Origin of the sequence: Nostoc sp. UHCC 0252 (assembly GCF_034931145.1) — a bacterium.
GTDB lineage: Bacteria > Cyanobacteriota > Cyanobacteriia > Cyanobacteriales > Nostocaceae > Nostoc.
Genome location: NZ_JAYGHE010000004.1, coordinates 207,819 through 223,640, shown reverse-complemented (window position 1 = coordinate 223,640; position 15,822 = coordinate 207,819). Strand labels below are relative to the sequence as shown.

General features: G+C 42.6%; 13 protein-coding genes. 7 read left to right on the top strand and 6 right to left on the bottom strand.

The features are described from left to right. Positions 1–80 precede the first annotated feature (80 nt). A complete protein-coding gene (locus VB732_RS04485; RefSeq protein WP_323229631.1) occupies positions 81–998 on the bottom strand; it encodes an ABC transporter permease subunit in 918 nt (305 codons plus the stop codon). A gap of 147 nt (positions 999–1,145) precedes the next feature. Then, positions 1,146–2,222, bottom strand: a complete 1,077-nt coding sequence (locus VB732_RS04480) for an amino acid ABC transporter substrate-binding protein (RefSeq protein ID WP_323229629.1) — start codon at positions 2,220–2,222, stop codon at positions 1,146–1,148. Positions 2,223–2,800: 578 nt separating this feature from the next. Between VB732_RS04480 and VB732_RS04475 the strand changes: the two genes are divergently transcribed. Together VB732_RS04475 and VB732_RS04470 are read left to right on the top strand one after the other, a co-directional pair. Beyond that, the gene (locus VB732_RS04475) at positions 2,801–3,358 is read left to right on the top strand and encodes a hypothetical protein (protein WP_323229627.1); all 558 of its coding nucleotides are present in this window, start codon (positions 2,801–2,803) and stop codon (positions 3,356–3,358) included. A gap of 77 nt (positions 3,359–3,435) precedes the next feature. Next, complete coding sequence (locus VB732_RS04470; protein WP_323229626.1) at positions 3,436–4,080, top strand: DUF3318 domain-containing protein; 645 nt, start codon at positions 3,436–3,438, stop codon at positions 4,078–4,080. A gap of 195 nt (positions 4,081–4,275) precedes the next feature. Here VB732_RS04470 and VB732_RS04465 read toward each other — a convergent pair whose 3' ends face one another. Beyond that, positions 4,276–5,073, bottom strand: coding sequence for a 7-carboxy-7-deazaguanine synthase QueE (locus VB732_RS04465; RefSeq protein ID WP_323229624.1), 798 nt, complete (start codon positions 5,071–5,073; stop codon positions 4,276–4,278). A gap of 203 nt (positions 5,074–5,276) precedes the next feature. Between VB732_RS04465 and VB732_RS04460 the strand changes: the two genes are divergently transcribed. After that, a complete protein-coding gene (locus VB732_RS04460) occupies positions 5,277–6,326 on the top strand; it encodes a sugar transferase (protein ID WP_323229622.1) in 1,050 nt (349 codons plus the stop codon). A 290-nt stretch (positions 6,327–6,616) separates the two neighbouring features. Here the strand turns inward: VB732_RS04460 and VB732_RS04450 are convergent, their stop codons facing one another. The 3 genes from VB732_RS04450 to VB732_RS04440 all read right to left on the bottom strand — a co-directional run bounded on the left by VB732_RS04450 (position 6,617) and on the right by VB732_RS04440 (position 9,717). Beyond that, positions 6,617–7,126, bottom strand: coding sequence for a hypothetical protein (locus VB732_RS04450; RefSeq protein ID WP_323229620.1), 510 nt, complete (start codon positions 7,124–7,126; stop codon positions 6,617–6,619). 18 nt (positions 7,127–7,144) lie between these two features. Beyond that, positions 7,145–8,164 (bottom strand): hypothetical protein, encoded by a 1,020-nt coding sequence (locus VB732_RS04445; protein ID WP_323229619.1) that lies wholly within the window; start codon positions 8,162–8,164, stop codon positions 7,145–7,147. A 95-nt stretch (positions 8,165–8,259) separates the two neighbouring features. Continuing rightward, complete coding sequence (locus VB732_RS04440; protein WP_323229618.1) at positions 8,260–9,717, bottom strand: YcjF family protein; 1,458 nt, start codon at positions 9,715–9,717, stop codon at positions 8,260–8,262. A 148-nt stretch (positions 9,718–9,865) separates the two neighbouring features. On the opposite strand from VB732_RS04440, the gene VB732_RS04435 reads away from it, so the two are divergent. The 4 genes from VB732_RS04435 (at position 9,866) to VB732_RS04420 (ending at position 15,819) form a co-directional block, all read left to right on the top strand. After that, positions 9,866–10,105, top strand: a complete 240-nt coding sequence (locus VB732_RS04435) for a helix-turn-helix domain-containing protein (RefSeq protein WP_323229617.1) — start codon at positions 9,866–9,868, stop codon at positions 10,103–10,105. Between the two features lie 5 nt (positions 10,106–10,110). Beyond that, on the top strand, positions 10,111–14,295 hold the full coding sequence (locus VB732_RS04430) for an ATP-binding protein (protein WP_323229615.1): 4,185 nt from the start codon (positions 10,111–10,113) through the stop codon (positions 14,293–14,295). 246 nt (positions 14,296–14,541) lie between these two features. Beyond that, positions 14,542–15,501, top strand: a complete 960-nt coding sequence (locus VB732_RS04425) for an AraC family transcriptional regulator (protein ID WP_323229614.1) — start codon at positions 14,542–14,544, stop codon at positions 15,499–15,501. Between the two features lie 162 nt (positions 15,502–15,663). Next, positions 15,664–15,819 carry a hypothetical protein gene (locus VB732_RS04420; protein ID WP_323229613.1) on the top strand — a complete coding sequence of 52 codons (156 nt, stop codon included), beginning with the start codon at positions 15,664–15,666 and terminating at the stop codon, positions 15,817–15,819. Positions 15,820–15,822 lie beyond the last annotated feature (3 nt).

Here is a 15,822-nt window from a genome sequence, read left to right as displayed (position 1 = left end):
CAGAGGTGCAACTTCCGAGTTCAGAGGCTCAACTTCCGAGTTAAAGTGCTTCCTCATTCCCCTTGTGTCTCTAGTCTTCCTCATCTTTCTTTAATTTGTACGCTGCGATTAAACAAATTCATCACTATAGAGATGGTCAAACTCAGGGTGAGATAGGTAAGCATAATTAGTAATATCACTTCTACGGCTTTCCCTGTTTGGTTAAAGGTAGTGGAGGCGACAAAATAAATATCGGGGTAGCCGATCGCAATTGCTAAACTGGTATTTTTCGTCAAATTCAGATATTGACTCGTCAACGGTGGAATAATTACCCGCAAGGCTTGGGGAAAAACCACCAATCGCATAACTAACCCTGGTTTTAATCCCAGCGATCGCGCTGCTTCCCATTGTCCCCTCGCTACTGATTGAATCCCACCTCGGACAATCTCAGCAATAAACGCACCTGTATAAAAAGTTAATCCTAAGAGCAAAGCTGAAAACTCTGGAGATAAGTTAAACCAAGGAAGTTCTAAGCCACTTTGACTAATGCCAATAAAACCCCAAAGGGATATCTTATTTTCTGTTCTGGGGAAAGTGAGGAAAACAGCAAAGTACCAAAACAGCAATTGCAGCAGTAAGGGCGTATTGCGAAAAATCTCCACGTAAACCATCGTGATATTCCGCACTAGCCAGTTATCAGAAAGCCGGGCAACTCCAGCACTTATCCCTACAACTGTTGTGAGTAAAATTCCTACAATTGCCACCCGTAAGGAATTAATTAATCCCACCCATAAGGCATAACTGTAAGTATCAGTCGGTTTGTAGGCAATTAGTGTCTCGCCAATAGCAAAAGAAGCTTGTTGTTTGAGAAAATCAAATCCAAACTGAATACCCAATTGCTGCAAATTACGCTTGAGATTGTCCCACAGTATTACTACTACAACTACTGCTAAAAATACGGCAATCAGTTGCAAGGCAATCCGCCAAAATCGAATATCCCGCCATATAGAATTTGTCATTAGTCATTGGGTATTAATTAGTTATTCTTCCCCTGCTCCCTTCTCCCTTCTCCCTTCTCCCTGCCCCCTTCTCCCTGCTCCCTGCCCCCTTCTCCCTGCCCCCTGCTCCCTGCCCCCTGCTCCCTGCCCCCTGCTCCCTGCCCCCTGCTACCGGAACGGCGGAGAATAAAGCAATCCACCCTTGCTCCAGAGTTGATTTTGACCACGAGCTAAATTTAGTTTTGTTTTGGGGCCGAGATTGCGATCGTAAATTTCGGCGTAGTTACCGACATGCTTAATTATTCTGGCCGCGAAGTCGTTAGTTAAGCCGAGTCCTTCGCCAAGATTGCCTTCTGTACCCAAAAAGCGCTTGATATCTGGGTCGTTACTAGCAGCAAACTGACCTATATTCTGCGAAGTAATGCCCAACTCTTCAGCTTTTACTAGAGAATAAACAACCCACTTAACAGCATCGCCCCACCTAATATCTCCTTTGGCGACTGCTGGGGCAAGGGGTTCTGAAGAAATCACTTCATCGAGAATCACGTTATCTTCTGGTTTAGGTAAAATCGAGCCTCTAGAAACCAATGCTGAACGATCAGCCGTAATACCGTCGCAACGACCTTCGGCATAAGTCGCAAAGGTAACGTTAACATCTTCAAAGACAACGGGTTTGTAAGCAATCCCCCTTTTCCGCATTTGGTCTGTTAAGTTCTGTTCGGTAGTAGTGCCAGTCTGAACGCAAATTGCTTTATCTTTCAGGTCTGCTAGGGACTTAATGTTGCTATTTTTGCGAACCATTATTGCTTGTCCGTCGTAAAAGACCACGGGCGCAAATTCTAGACCTACGGAGGTATCGCGGCTAAGAGTCCAGGTAGTATTGCGGCTGAGAACGTCTACTTCCCCGGTTTGCAAAGCTGTAAACCGCTCTTTGGAGTTGAGATTACGGAATTCTACTGCATCTGGATTGTCAAATAAAGCTGCTGCGATCGCGCGACAGACATCGACATCAATGCCGCTATATTTACCATCAGTCCCCACAAAGCTAAATCCTGGCACTTCCCCACTGACACCACAAATTAGCTGATTGCGGCTTTTGATGTTATCCCAGCGATTTCGAGTTGCTGGTGCGGCTGGATTGCTGCCCGGAGTGCCGGATGTATTTGTTTGTCCTGAATTTGTAGCACAAGCAGCGATCGCAAACGCTAGAGGTGCGATCGCTAGAATTAAAGCTGATTTACGCATAAACTTCATTGATATCAACAATCGCAAATGTATTTTTCACTACAATCATTTCATAAAAACAATTTGTTGCTTGTAATATAAAACTTTACCAGCCTTTGTGCTAAGTTTATTCGCTTTGAAAAAGCGTAGTTTAAGTTTTTACTTATTTTTTAAAAGCTTTAGATAATAAGGGTAAATCTCTTAACCCCCGCATTTCTCACAAGCTGCGTTGCGTATAAGTAATAAGTAATGAGTAATAAGTAATAAGTTAAGAATTTTACTCATTACTCCTTACTCACTACTCATTACTCCTCCATTCGAGGTGTGGTGAGAAATCCGGGTTAACTTGGCTTGAACTTCCGAGTTTTATTTAAATTTTTGCCACTTAATATACTTGATATAGCAATACATTCATTAAACTTGGAAGATAATATTAAACTTTCAATTTAATTAGTTTTATATGCTTTATGCCCCATACCCTATACCCTAATTGCATACTTTGATGCGATCGCTTGTAGCCGCTCCAACCTAAAGAACTACCCCGATCAGGTTAAACTAGGTCTGGTAACAACTGCTCCACCGTTCCTTATGAGGCTTTTATGGGAGCTAACCTCAAACAAATTGCCAACTATTTAGACAACCTTGGTTGGGACTACCGTTTGGATGATGAAGAAGACCGGATTATAACAGGTGTAGAAGCTGATAACCTAGAAGATTTTCTGATAGTTGTCCAATTGGATGAAGAGGGAAAATTTTTCCGGGTATTTGCCCCCCAAGTTCTGGCAGGAATCCAAGACCACCCTCACAAGGGAGTTATCCTACAGACGATGCTTGCCATTTCCTGGGAAACCAAAATGTTGCAATGGGAGTATGACCCTTCCGATGGTGAAATTCGCGCCATTATTGAGTTTCCTTTAGAAGACTCGATTCTCACAGAAAAGCAATTTCACCGTTGTCTAAGTGGGTTAATTCAGATTGTAGATGGGATAGCGATACCTCGCCTCAAAGAAGTCATGGCAACAGGTCTCGATCCGGGAAATATAGAACTTGGGGAAAGACTGTTACTCAGTATCCAAGAAGAAGCGCCAGGATTGTTAGATTTGCTAGAAAAGGCAATGGAGGCGCGGAAAAAGCGAGGAAGTTTTCCCAACGACTGAGACGGATCATCACTTAAATAGCTATACTCCAAAGTGATACCCTCACTATATACTGAAATTTTCTGGGGCTGGATATTATGACATCCTATGCAACCTCCTCTGCCAAAGCGGAAATGAGTGAACTACGGCGGTTGAAAGGCTTACTACCGCCAGAATTACAGAGCTGGGTCACGGTTGAAGGCACAACTGAAGTCAATCCACCCCTAGTTCGCTGCGAAGAAATTGGTAAAGACCAGGTAGAAATTCAAATTGACCTGGTGAAATGGGATGCCCTGGCAATGGATCAGCGTAATCTGTTGTTCTGGCATGAAGTTGCTCGCGTTCAAAATGACACAATTCCTAAAGATGGTTGGGAAATGGCAGCACTAGCCATCGGTTTAGGCGGTGCTGTAGGCGAATTATGGGTACAAGATGGATTGCTGCTGGTGTTAGCTTTGTCGCTGTGTGGCGTGTCAGGCTGGCGACTGTATCAAAAGAATAATGGGGAAAAGCAACTAAAAGAATTAGTTAATGCTGATGAGAAAGCGATCGCTTTGGCAACTCGTTTTGGTTATACCCTCCCCAATGCCTATAAGAGTCTTGGTAGTGCCTTAAAAACCCTGATTGACAATACTGCTAGTAAGCGCCAAAGGTCGAAATACGAGGCAAGGCTCTCTGCCCTCAAACGCAGTGCAAATAAGGCAAAGGCTAAATCCAAAGCCCCAGATGAAGGTGGGTTGTAATTTAGAGAGACGGGATAAATCGCGTCTGTACAAGAGTATAGGAGTAGAGGCGCGATTAATCTCATTCTGCCTTCGACTGGAAATGTCTACTGAGTGGGCTGCTGCCTTGCTGATTAGCGGCAGCAATGACCATTTCATCGAATCTTACTTTTTTCTTGACTACATCTTTATCAAACTCAAATTTTACAGAAGCTTTTACAGCTGGTTCAGCATTTTATGCGTCTGGGGGATCACACGCACGTGCTTAACAAAGCCTTTCATCAAAGCTTGCCAGGTCAAAACTTGATCGGCCGTAGGCGCAAGCATCTGCATTGGGGAGAATTGTTCAGATACTGCTAAAGGCGTAACAGGTTGTAAAAATACTGAGATATCTGGACTAACCTCTGCCACCAACTCGGCTGAACGCTCCAATTCGGCTGGATCTGTGTTTTGAGATACAATTATCTTGACAAAAACATTTAAATATGAGTCATGACATAATTGGAGAAATTTAGCATGTTCTTGCCAATGACTTTCGCCGCTAACACTGGGCAATTTGAAATCCATACCCACAGAGTCTAAATAGGGAAGAATCATCGCTAGTTGTTCTGAGCGGTGTCCGCCAGTTTCTAAGTATATGGGTAGACCAGTTATGTCTCGCACTTGGGGTAGAAACTGCGTTAGAAATGGGGCATGAAGAAGTGGTTCACCCCCAGTTAAGCTAATGCTATCGTGTAAACAAGGTAAATTTTGCTGTTTCACCCATTCAATTAACATGGGTAATGGAACAGGGTTAGAGTGGATTTCAAAGTCGCGCAATCCAGGCGATCGCTCTATTCGACAAGTGGCAGGTGCATTCCAAGTATGGGCACTATCACAAAAGTGGCAGCGCAAATCACACAAGGCAAAACGAATAAATATCTGACGTGTCCCTACATTCAGTCCTTCCCCTTGAATGGCAGAAAAGACCTCAACTAGGCGTGCGGTAGATGTAACCGTAGTTTTAGCAATCATTTGATTTGATGAGAGCAACGCGATCGCGCTGCGTCGACACAACAGCAAGGATGTTTTTTGGCTTCTTGTTCTATTGTGAATCGTCGCTAACGATCTCCAATCTCAGCCCCGGTAAATAGAAATTAGTCCTTATTACTACTGATTCCGATATTAGGTTAAGTAATTTTGTAGGACAAAATAATGTTTGGCAGATTACATTATACATGGCAACGAAAGTGCAGAGCTTCATGACTAGCCAACCGACAGAGGTCGATTTCCCAGTTAATTCCCTAAACGACACGGCTATAATGCAGGTGCCCACGCGGTTGAGCGTGCTTGAGGCTTTAAACTTTAAGCAAACCTGCCAAAGTTTAATTCAGCCCAATTCACATCTTAAACGGATCATCATTGACTTTCACCAAACTACTTTTATGGATAGTAGTGGTTTAGGTGCCCTGGTCAGTAATTTTAAATACGCCCAGACTAAGGAAATTACATTAACACTGCGGAATGTAACGCCTCAAGTCATGGCAGTTTTAAAACTCACAGGATTGGATCAGGTTTTTCCCTTAGAGTCGGCTGAAGATGGGTTGCCAATAAAACAAGAAGACTTAGTAGATAATCGGAAGACAACTTCCCGTAAAGTAGAGCCTTTACCCACTACTCACCCTTCTGTGGCATCCTGGATGAAACGGTTCTTAGATATTGTAGGGTCTGTGATTGGTTTATTAATTACAGGAGTTTTGTTTATTCCGATTGCGATCGCTATTCAAATTAACGATCCCGGCCCCATTTTCTTCAGTCAAACCCGTTGTGGCTGGATGGGAAAGCGGTTTGAGATTTGGAAATTCCGCTCTATGTGTGTGGATGCAGAAGCGAAGAAATCCCAAGTTAAAAACCAAGTGCAAGGTGCATTTTTCAAAAATGAGAATGACCCCAGAATTACCAAGGTAGGGCGCTTTTTACGGCGAACTAGTCTTGATGAATTACCCCAATTTTGGAACGTCCTCAAAGGAGAAATGAGCTTAGTCGGGACTCGACCACCTACACCCGATGAAGTAGAACGTTATGAAGTACCGGAGTGGCAACGTTTAGATGTAAAACCCGGTATGACTGGTGAATGGCAAGTTAACGGGCGGTCTACAGTCCGCAGTTTTGAAGATGTAATTCGCCTAGATTTGCAGTATCAAAAAAATTGGAGTTTGGTGTACGATTTAAAGCTAATTTTCAAAACTATAACTATTCTATTTAATAGAAACAGTGGCGCTGTTTAGCTAACTACCCTTATTCACAATTTTTTGGTAATTTCCAATCACAATAATTGGTAGATTCACCCAAGCCTATGTTTAGGCTTGGGTAAATTTTAGGTTTTTACAGTATCAAGTAAGTGTCATCCTTTGTTTAACAAGTAAGTAAAAAGTCAATTCCTGCGTAAATGACGATATGTTGGCATGAATTGTGAGAATATTTCTTGGACATAAGAATCGCTGGTTTCAAAACCTAAATCTAGGAAACCTGAGCCAGCAAACAAGGAGAAGATACAAGAGCGATCGCACATTCTAAATTAAAGGCTGGATAATTGTTTAATATATTCAATAACTTGGTCTTTACTGATTATTCTTTCAACTGGCACACAATAAGATGGATAAATGTAATAAGTTTTACCAGATAGATAACTTTTACGCTGATCTTTGATGATTCCATACCTATCAGGATAAATAAACCACTCAGTACTAGGACGTTTTGGTGTTATCGCTCCCCAAGCTACATTAGACTTCAAGCAATACCAAATAATTACTTTAGGTGGATATATCCACTGTTTACTCTCTACTTCGCCACACATCCATCCTTTATAACCTGGTGGCAATTTCTTAGGATCTGTAGTGTTTCCAGGCACACTTTTTACAGATATCCAAAATAACTTATCACCTAAACTATTATAAACGGGAATGTCTTCATCAGTACCAAACTGACTCATAATCGACTTTCCTACATTAATACCTCTTTTTTCTAATCCATTACAAACCTTTTTGACTGCAACATCTCCTTCACCCTTTAATTCTTCCCAGTTCATGCTTAGTATATTGTTTTGTTAAAACTCACCTGTCATTGTTTGATCCTCAATTTCTAATAAAGGATTACTGAATTGCTTTTCTACTAATTCTGTGAGAATTTGATTACAATATTCAGAAATTTCTGGATATTTTTGTGCTATCCATCCCACAGGTGTAATTACTAATGGATCGCTAATATCTACACCCATCTTCATCATTTGTATAGTTTCTTCTATCGCTTCATATAGAACGGCTTGTAATTGAGGAAATTTCGTATCCCGGTATGCATATTTATGTACGGAAAGAACATCATTGAGGGTTAAACCATGTTCTTTTATAGAATTAATATTTTCTTCAGTTAAAAAGATATCTAAATCTGGATAAGCTTCTACATTTATTAAAACAGAACGTATGTACTCTCTTTTTGCCTTTCTATAATTAGCAACTAAGTTTTTACAACTTTTGATTGAAGGTAAAAGCATCTGAAACCAAAACTTAATTTCAGACAATACTTTTTTTTGTCCCAACGCTTCATCTACAAGCAGTTGATTAGCTGAAAGTTTTAGCATCCAACGGACGTAAGTCGGGTAAAGTCTCCAATAATTTGTGACAACTTCTGTGAGTAATTTGAAGGCTTCAGTATAGTTTTTGTATTGTGTTGCTTTGTGATTGTTACTTTTAGCTTCTTTAGCTAAATCTAAGTAATATAAGGTCAGAGAAAAACTTTTATTTACTCGCAATAAATATGAATAGTTTTTTAATAATTCAAAAACTGTATTTAGGTTATTTTCCTGATACTCTTGTGCAAGTTTGAAAGCTAGATTACTTGCTTCTTGGAATTTATAAGATTTTATTGATAAGTCGTTAGCCGCTTCAGCTTCAGCTGCCAAATGAGTTATTTGTACAAACATTGAAGTGGCTGGAGATTGGGAACTAATACGTTCTTCCAATCTGTGTCTAGTTTCAATAACTAGGTTTTGAAGCTCATTTATGTCAATAGTTTCTAACAAATCTTTGTTAAAAACACCTTCTGGATTTGTAAGATAAGGCGTTTTCATGATTTACCTATCCTTAAAACAGGAGCCGCAACGATCACCATATTTTTCATCCTAATGCAAAGGCGCAAAGAAAAACTCTGCGCCTCTAGATGAACTTAACCTATAAACTTCTGAACACCAACTACTTCAACCTGCTGCACTTCTGGCAACAAACGCTTCACGCTTTGCTTAACAAATCCCTGCAAAAAACCAATCTGCTGATTTTGCTGAAATACTTTTTGCAATGTTTGCCGCAAATTCTCCAAATTTAAACCAGTCCCAGAATCTATTGCTATTTCCTGCTGTTGGAAATACTCAACTAGACTTAACCCTGCGACTCTAGTCAGATAAGCTGCACTTACTCCTTGCACTACGCCACCAGCAACAAAAGTAACGGCATTACTTTTAAGAACAGTACTAATTGCCTTTGTAGAAAGCTCAACTAAACCCAATTTCAGCATCAAACTTCCCATTGTTCCAGCTACAGTTTGCGCCTGTTCCAAAGAAAATTTCTGCTGATAGATTTTACCCAAATCCATTACCATCTGAGCATTAATTGCCGCAGTCGCCAGAATATCAAGGGCCGGAACTGGGTTAGCAAAGGCAGCAGCCGCAGCTATCCATTGATATTGTTCAATAATTGGGGTGGCGCGATCGCGTCTGGTTCCATTCAGCCAGTTTTTCGCCTCAGCTTTTAACAAACCGGCTTTTCTCATGGTAGTTACCCAAACTAGCCGTTGTCCCTGCTGTGTCAAAACTTCACCCAACTGCTGGGTCAACTGCTGGATATTTGGCGCTGGTTGTTCCATCCACTCTTGCACAGAACCATCAGTCTCATGCTTTCGGACTTTGATGGGAATGGGAGAGGCGGCTGTTGCAACTATATTTCCCTGCATTCGCTGTTTTAATGACAGCAAGATGCTGGCGCTTTCATCGGCTAAATACTGGTCTTGTTTGTTGAAAACCAGGATTGTTGGCTGATTTGCTGCTTTTAGCTGCTGTAAGGTTTGAAATTCTGAGTCTGTCAAATCACCATTTGTTAGGAATAGAACAAAATCAGATTTTGCAACTTCTGCTAAAGCAGCTGCATCTGAATTGTCCCCAGTTTCTCTAAATAAAGGTGCTGTCTCTTCTAAAGACACCAAGTTTTGTGTCTCTAGATTTGGCTTTAACACTTGAATTAAAGTGCTTTTACCCACGGATTTACCGCCAGTCACAGCAACTTTAATTTCTTGTCTGTCTAACTCCAACAACAATTGGGCAACTTGTTCTCTGAGTGTCTCTAATGCTGTGTGGTTTTCTGCTTCTTGTGCCAACTGGTTAATTACAGTTTCAGTTTTAGCGATCGCACTTTCTACAGTCGTCCGATCAACCAGCATATCATCTAGCTGCTTTAAACTGTCTTTCGGGCGATTTTTTTGGAATAACCACAAACCACCGCCTACAGCTAAGGCACTCAACAAACCAAACTCACCCGCCTGCACTATAGAATCGTGCCAACTTTGTAACATCCACAGAGAAAAGGAAAGCCCCAATCCTCCTACCAAAATTGGTCGCTGCAACTTCACAACCATGATTTTCCGCGCCTTTTAGATGGCTATTTCTTCCAGAATAGATCAAAAACCTGCTTCTCCCAATTGAACAGGCAAACAGACACAATTTTCTTGACTTAGAGATTTTGCTGATATAGTCAAATAGGTTAACTGAGGAAGGCAGAACTCGATGGCAGCTGTAGAACCTGTAAAAATTGCAGCTTTGATTCGGGAAACTCGACAGTTACTGCAACTATCTCAAGAAAAGTTTGCAAGCTTGCTTGGTGCGTCATTTGGGAGCGTCAATCGTTGGGAAAACGGACGAACCCGACCGATTCCTTTAGCACTCAAACAGATTGAAATACTGTTGCATAATATAGGAGAAGAAGGTGAGGAACTGTTAGCCAAATACTTTAAAAATCAGGGGTAGCAGAGATGTCGTCTAATAAAGAAGGCATAACTGCCAGAAGCATTTTTATTGAGGGTGGCGAGATTGGAAACCTGATGCGATCGCTCGATTGGTCAAAGACTCCTTTAGGTGATGTAGCTAATTGGCCTCAGAGCTTACGGAGCGCCATTAGCATTTTGCTGCCTTCTAAAGCCCAGATTTGCTTGTTCTGGGGAACGGAATTAATCACGATTTATAATGATGCCTATAGCCCTGCTCTTGCCTCAAAGCATCCTTGGGCGTTAGGTCGCCCAGCGAAGGAAGTATGGAGCGAAGTCTGGAATCTTTTAGAAGATTTGGTTAATGGAGTTATTGCAACAGGAGTTGCATTCTGGGCGCAAGATCATTTATTTTTCCTGAATCGGCACGGTTACATAGAGGAAACTTACTTCGATGTCTCGTATGATCCTGTGCGAGACGAGAGCGGAAGCGTGGGAGGAGTATTTTGCATTGTCAGTGAAACGACAGGACGGGTGCTGGGCGATCGCCGCTTACAAACTCTGAGCTTACTGGCGAGCGAAACGGCTCAAGCAAAGACTGTAGAAGCAGCTTGCTTGAGTGCAATTCAATCTCTAACAACAGATCCTTATGATATTCCATTTGCCATGCTGTATCAGGTGGAGGCAGACGGCGGTAATGCAAAGCTGGCTGGAACTACTACTCCAATCGAGCGAACAGAAACAATACCATCGAGAGTGGACTTAACTCAGCATAACGATGCGTGGAAACTCAACCAAGTTTATCAGACTAAAGAAGCAGCAATCATTGATGATTTGACAGCTCGGTTTGGGGCTTTGCCCAAAGGAGCTTGGGATAAACCTCCCTCGGAAGCTTGGGTAGTGCCGTTGATCCCAGCTGGACAACAACAAATAGTTGGATTGCTGGTATTGGGTATCAATCCACACCGTGCTTTCGAGCAGGAGTATCGAAAGTTCTTTGATTTGATAGTAGGTAATGTAACAAGTGCGATCGCCAATGCCCATGCTTATGAAGAAGAACGCAAGCGCCTTGAGGCACTAGCAGAACTGGATCGAGCTAAAACGACCTTCTTCAACAACGTCAGCCATGAATTTCGCACTCCCCTAACGCTGATGCTGTCGCCGCTCAAAGAAACGTTAACCGAATTAGATGGAATTATTCCAGCTAAAGCAAAAGCGCAATTAGAAATGGTGCAGCGCAATGGAATAAGACTGCTCAAGCTGGTAAATACTCTGTTAGATTTCTCGCGCATTGAAGCCGGACGCACTCAAGCCATCTATGAGCCAACCGATTTAGCTAAACACACCGCAGAACTAGCAAGCATTTTCCAATCTGCTGCTGAGTCTGCGGGATTAGAATTAATTGTAGATTGCCCTCCCTTAGCAGAACTCGTCTACGTGGATCGGCAAATGTGGGAGAAAATTATCTTAAATTTGCTCTCGAATGCATTAAAGTTCACATTTGAAGGAAAGATTACAGTTTCTTTGCACTTATTTGGCAATATAGTGTCATTGGTGGTACGCGACACGGGTACTGGTATTCCAACACAAGAGGTTCCCCGGTTATTTGAGCGGTTTCATCGAGTTGAAGGTGCAAAAGGACGCACCTTCGAGGGAACGGGTATTGGGCTGTCGCTAGTCCAAGAATTAGTCCATCTACATGGCGGGACGATCGCAGTTGATAGCACGTTAGGTCAAGGCAGTACCTTTACTGTGCAATTGTCAACTGGAACGGTTCACTTACCGCAAGATCGTCTCAAGACTGACCAAAGCAGTGTTTATAGCATTGCTGGTGCAACATCTTATGTTGAAGAAGCTTTAGGTTGGCTCCCAAAAAAAGCCGTTGAGCAAGATTTCTCTTCTGCCTCAGATAGCCCCTCTGCTTCTTCTGCCCGAATTCTCCTGGTGGATGATAACGCAGATATGCGCGATTATTTACAACGGATTCTTAGCGAGTACTACACAGTGGACGTGGCTGTTGACGGTGAAACTGCTCTAGCCGTTGCATCCAATACCCCACCGGATCTGATCCTCAGCGATGTGATGATGCCAAGAATGGATGGCTTTGAGTTGTTACGGCAGTTAAGAGGTGATTCTAGAACACGTGAAATTCCAATATTGCTGTTGTCTGCCCGTGCTGGAGAAGAATCGGCAGTCGAAGGCTTAGAAGCCGGAGCAGATGATTACTTGGTGAAGCCATTCAGCCGACGGGAATTGCTGGCGCGGGTTGCCGCCAATCTAGAATTGGGACGAGTGCGCCTTGGAGCCAGTCAGCAGCGCTTTCGCTTTCTGGCTGAATCCATTCCCCAAATGGTTTGGACGGCTGATGCCATCGGGCAGATGGATTATTGTAGCCCTCGGTGGCGTGACTACACCGGATTGAGCCTTGTGCAAATCCACGGGTTCGGCTGGCAAGACCTGATCCATCCAGAGGATCGAGAACACACTATCTCGGCGTGGACTCAAGCAGTTGAGACGATCGCAAGCTACGAGGTTGAACATCGTTTGAGACAGGCTGATGGAACCTATTGTTGGCATCTCACCCGTGCTTTACCAATGCTGGGTGAAAATAGTCAAATCATTCGCTGGTATGGCACTTGCACAGACATCAGTGAGCAAAAGCTTGCAGAGTCAGCCTTGCGTCGTTCTGAAGAAAGCTATCGAACACTGTTTGAGTCCATTGACGAAGGCTTTTGTGTAATCGAAATGCTTTTTGATGAAAACGGCACGCCGAACGATTACCGCTTTTTAGAAATCAGTCCGTCGTTTGAGAAACAAACCGGACTCAAGGATGCACAAGGTAAAAGGATGCGCCAGCTTGCTCCGAATCATGAAAAGTATTGGTTTGAAATTTACGGGCAAGTCGCCATAACGGGCGAACCCATTCGCTTCGAGAATCAAGCTGTTGCCTTAGACCGTTGGTTTGACCTTTATGCCTTCCGTATTGGGCAGCCGAAACACCGAAAAGTTGGTGTCCTTTTCAAAGACATTAGCGATCGCAAATTTGCCGAAGCTGAACGCGAACAACTCCTTGAGCGTGAGCAAGCTGCTCGTCAGCAAGCCCAGACAGCGAATCGAATTAAAGATGAGTTCCTGGCAGTGCTATCCCATGAATTGCGATCGCCCCTTAACCCGATTTTGGGTTGGACGAGTTTGCTTCGTAAAGGCTCCTTAGACCAGAGCAAAACTGCTTATGCAATAGAAACCATTGAGCGTAATGCTAAACTCCAGGCACAATTAGTTGAAGATTTGCTGGATATTTCTCGCATTTTACAGGGCAAACTGAATTTGAATGTGGTGCCCGTTGATCTGGGTGCAGTCATAAGAGCCGCCTTAGAAACTGTTCAATTAGCAGCAGTTGCCAAGTCAGTGCGAATTCAAACAGCAATTTCATCTACGCTTGTGAGGATTAACGGAGATGCAGCGCGGTTGCAGCAGGTAGTGTGGAATCTACTATCGAATGCAGTCAAGTTTACGCCCAATGATGGTGAGATTACAGTTGCATTAACAATAGCTGGAACTGATGCCCAAATTACCGTCAGTGACACTGGAAAAGGTATTAATCCTGACTTTATCCCCTATATCTTTGAACATTTCCGGCAAGAGGATGGGGCAACAACCCGTAAATTTGGCGGATTGGGATTAGGACTAGCGATCGCACGGCAAATTGTTGAACTGCACGGAGGCAGTATTCAAGCCGAGAGTTTAGGTATTGAACAAGGAGCAACTTTCACCGTGAAGTTGCCCTTGCCCAAGCATAATGATTACCAGATAAGCAATCAACCAATTTCCGACACGCTTACGTCTTCTACTTTGCCGTTGCTGAATGTGAAAATACTTGTCGTTGACGATGACTTCGACACCCGCGAGTTAATTGTTTTTGTTTTTGAGCAAGCAGGGGCAATTGTTACCTCTGTAGCATCGGCAAGTGCAGCATTGTCAGTTCTAGTCAAGTTCAAACCTGATGTGCTGGTCAGTGATATTGGAATGCCAGAAATGGATGGTTATATGCTAATACGTAAAATTCGGGCGATGCCACTCAATAAGTCAATTCCAGCCCTTGCACTAACTGCTTATGCTGGAGAGATTAACTCTAAGCAGGCATTAGAAGCTGGATTTCAACGACATATTTCTAAACCAATCGACCCAGAGATACTTGTGCAGACTATTGTAGCTTTAATCTCTTGTACATAGTATTACTGTCAATAAGCTACTTGATGAGCTTTTTAAATATCTGGTTCAGCTATAGTCTTTGTGAACATACAGAATTCTGTTCAAGGCGATTTTAGATTTTGGTTTTTTCTCCCCCTGCTTCCCCAGTGATGGGATATTGATTTACTTGGAAGTCCCTAAAAGGTGATGTGTAGGGACGATTTATGGTTTAATAGTTGCAAGTAATTCTTATTAAAATCATCAATTGCTGATAATTAATCAAACAATATGGCTGACAAGGAACTCGTCCATGAAAGTGAGCAGGATCATTCCACACTTGATTTCTCGGACGAATTTGATGTGACTTATCCATATCCTGTGAAACTGGGGAAAGGTTACAGTCGATATGTTAATTTACGACAAGGATTGGATTTAGATATTGCTAACTATCAATTACATGATAAGGTCATCACCCAATTGTTTGATAGAGAGCATCCGATTGAGTACACTTTCAGCCTTTTAGGTGTGAACGCTGGAAGCTATGGCTTTTTTGGTAGCGGTTTAGCACCGGAGGTAACATTACAAGATTCACCAGTGCAACCGATCGCCTGGGTGAGTGTGCATGTAGAGCCTGAATTATTTTGCCAGTGGTTTGGCCATAAGGGAGAACTACCAAAAAACTTGCAACCATTAATCCGTAAATCAGATCAAGAATACTATGAGGGTTATGGAAAAACCACCTCTGCAATGCAAATGGCATTACAACAACTGTTAGTCTGCCCGTATCAGGGAAACATAAAGCGGGTGTATCTGGAAAGCAAAGTTTGGGAATTGATGGCGCTTGTGGTTGATCAATTCCTGGAAACTCAAACAGTGGAGACAACTAGCAAAATTTTGAATGCAGAGGATATTGAGCGCATTCATTACGCGAGCAAGATTTTGTTAGCGCGGTTAGATCAGCCACCTTCGTTGATGGAATTGGCGCGGATGGTGAGAATCAATGACAATAAGCTAAAAATAGGATTTAAGCAGGTGTTTGGGACAACAGTGTTTGGCTACCTCCATGATTGCCGCATGGAGCGATCGCGCCAAATGTTAGCAGCTGGTAGACTAACGGTAACAGAAGCAGCAAAAGCGGTAGGGTTTGCCAATCGAGGTTATTTTGCTGCCTCCTTTCGGCGCAAATTTGGCGTAAATCCAGGAATTTATCTTAACGCAAAACGACAAAAATTAAAAAACTCCGGCTAGCGATCGCAAAAACTCCGGCTAGTGATCATAGTATTCACCCATACCTCAGAACTTTCCTGTAATCTTTTTGATAGTAATTGTTAATTAATTGCATGGGTATTGATTGGTACTGAGATTTATTTTCTCAGTCCCTAGTCCCTGATTTATGTGGTGATGAGAGTGATGTTGAATAATCAAGTGCAAAAACTAGCCTGGATGACTGCTTTGGCTGTGGTGTGGGTAAATGTCCCTGTGTTAGCTGAAGATAACCAAAAACCAATATCTAAAATTTCTCAACTGAGTGATATAGAAAAACCTGCGACTAATATTCAACAATAGACT

Excerpts from the sequence above, each read along its gene's own strand:
- VB732_RS04435 (WP_323229617.1), top strand. The coding sequence starts at position 9,866 with ATGGCAGCTGTAGAACCTGTAAAAATTGCAGCTTTGATTCGGGAAACT.
- VB732_RS04440 (WP_323229618.1), bottom strand. The coding sequence starts at position 9,717 with ATGGTTGTGAAGTTGCAGCGACCAATTTTGGTAGGAGGATTGGGGCTT.
- VB732_RS04480 (WP_323229629.1), bottom strand. The coding sequence starts at position 2,222 with ATGCGTAAATCAGCTTTAATTCTAGCGATCGCACCTCTAGCGTTTGCG.
- VB732_RS04485 (WP_323229631.1), bottom strand. The coding sequence starts at position 998 with ATGACAAATTCTATATGGCGGGATATTCGATTTTGGCGGATTGCCTTG.
- VB732_RS04430 (WP_323229615.1), top strand. The coding sequence starts at position 10,111 with ATGTCGTCTAATAAAGAAGGCATAACTGCCAGAAGCATTTTTATTGAG.
- VB732_RS04420 (WP_323229613.1), top strand. The coding sequence starts at position 15,664 with ATGTTGAATAATCAAGTGCAAAAACTAGCCTGGATGACTGCTTTGGCT.
- VB732_RS04445 (WP_323229619.1), bottom strand. The coding sequence starts at position 8,164 with ATGAAAACGCCTTATCTTACAAATCCAGAAGGTGTTTTTAACAAAGAT.
- VB732_RS04465 (WP_323229624.1), bottom strand. The coding sequence starts at position 5,073 with ATGATTGCTAAAACTACGGTTACATCTACCGCACGCCTAGTTGAGGTC.
- VB732_RS04475 (WP_323229627.1), top strand. The coding sequence starts at position 2,801 with ATGGGAGCTAACCTCAAACAAATTGCCAACTATTTAGACAACCTTGGT.
- VB732_RS04425 (WP_323229614.1), top strand. The coding sequence starts at position 14,542 with ATGGCTGACAAGGAACTCGTCCATGAAAGTGAGCAGGATCATTCCACA.
- VB732_RS04470 (WP_323229626.1), top strand. The coding sequence starts at position 3,436 with ATGACATCCTATGCAACCTCCTCTGCCAAAGCGGAAATGAGTGAACTA.
- VB732_RS04460 (WP_323229622.1), top strand. The coding sequence starts at position 5,277 with ATGGCAACGAAAGTGCAGAGCTTCATGACTAGCCAACCGACAGAGGTC.
- VB732_RS04450 (WP_323229620.1), bottom strand. The coding sequence starts at position 7,126 with ATGAACTGGGAAGAATTAAAGGGTGAAGGAGATGTTGCAGTCAAAAAG.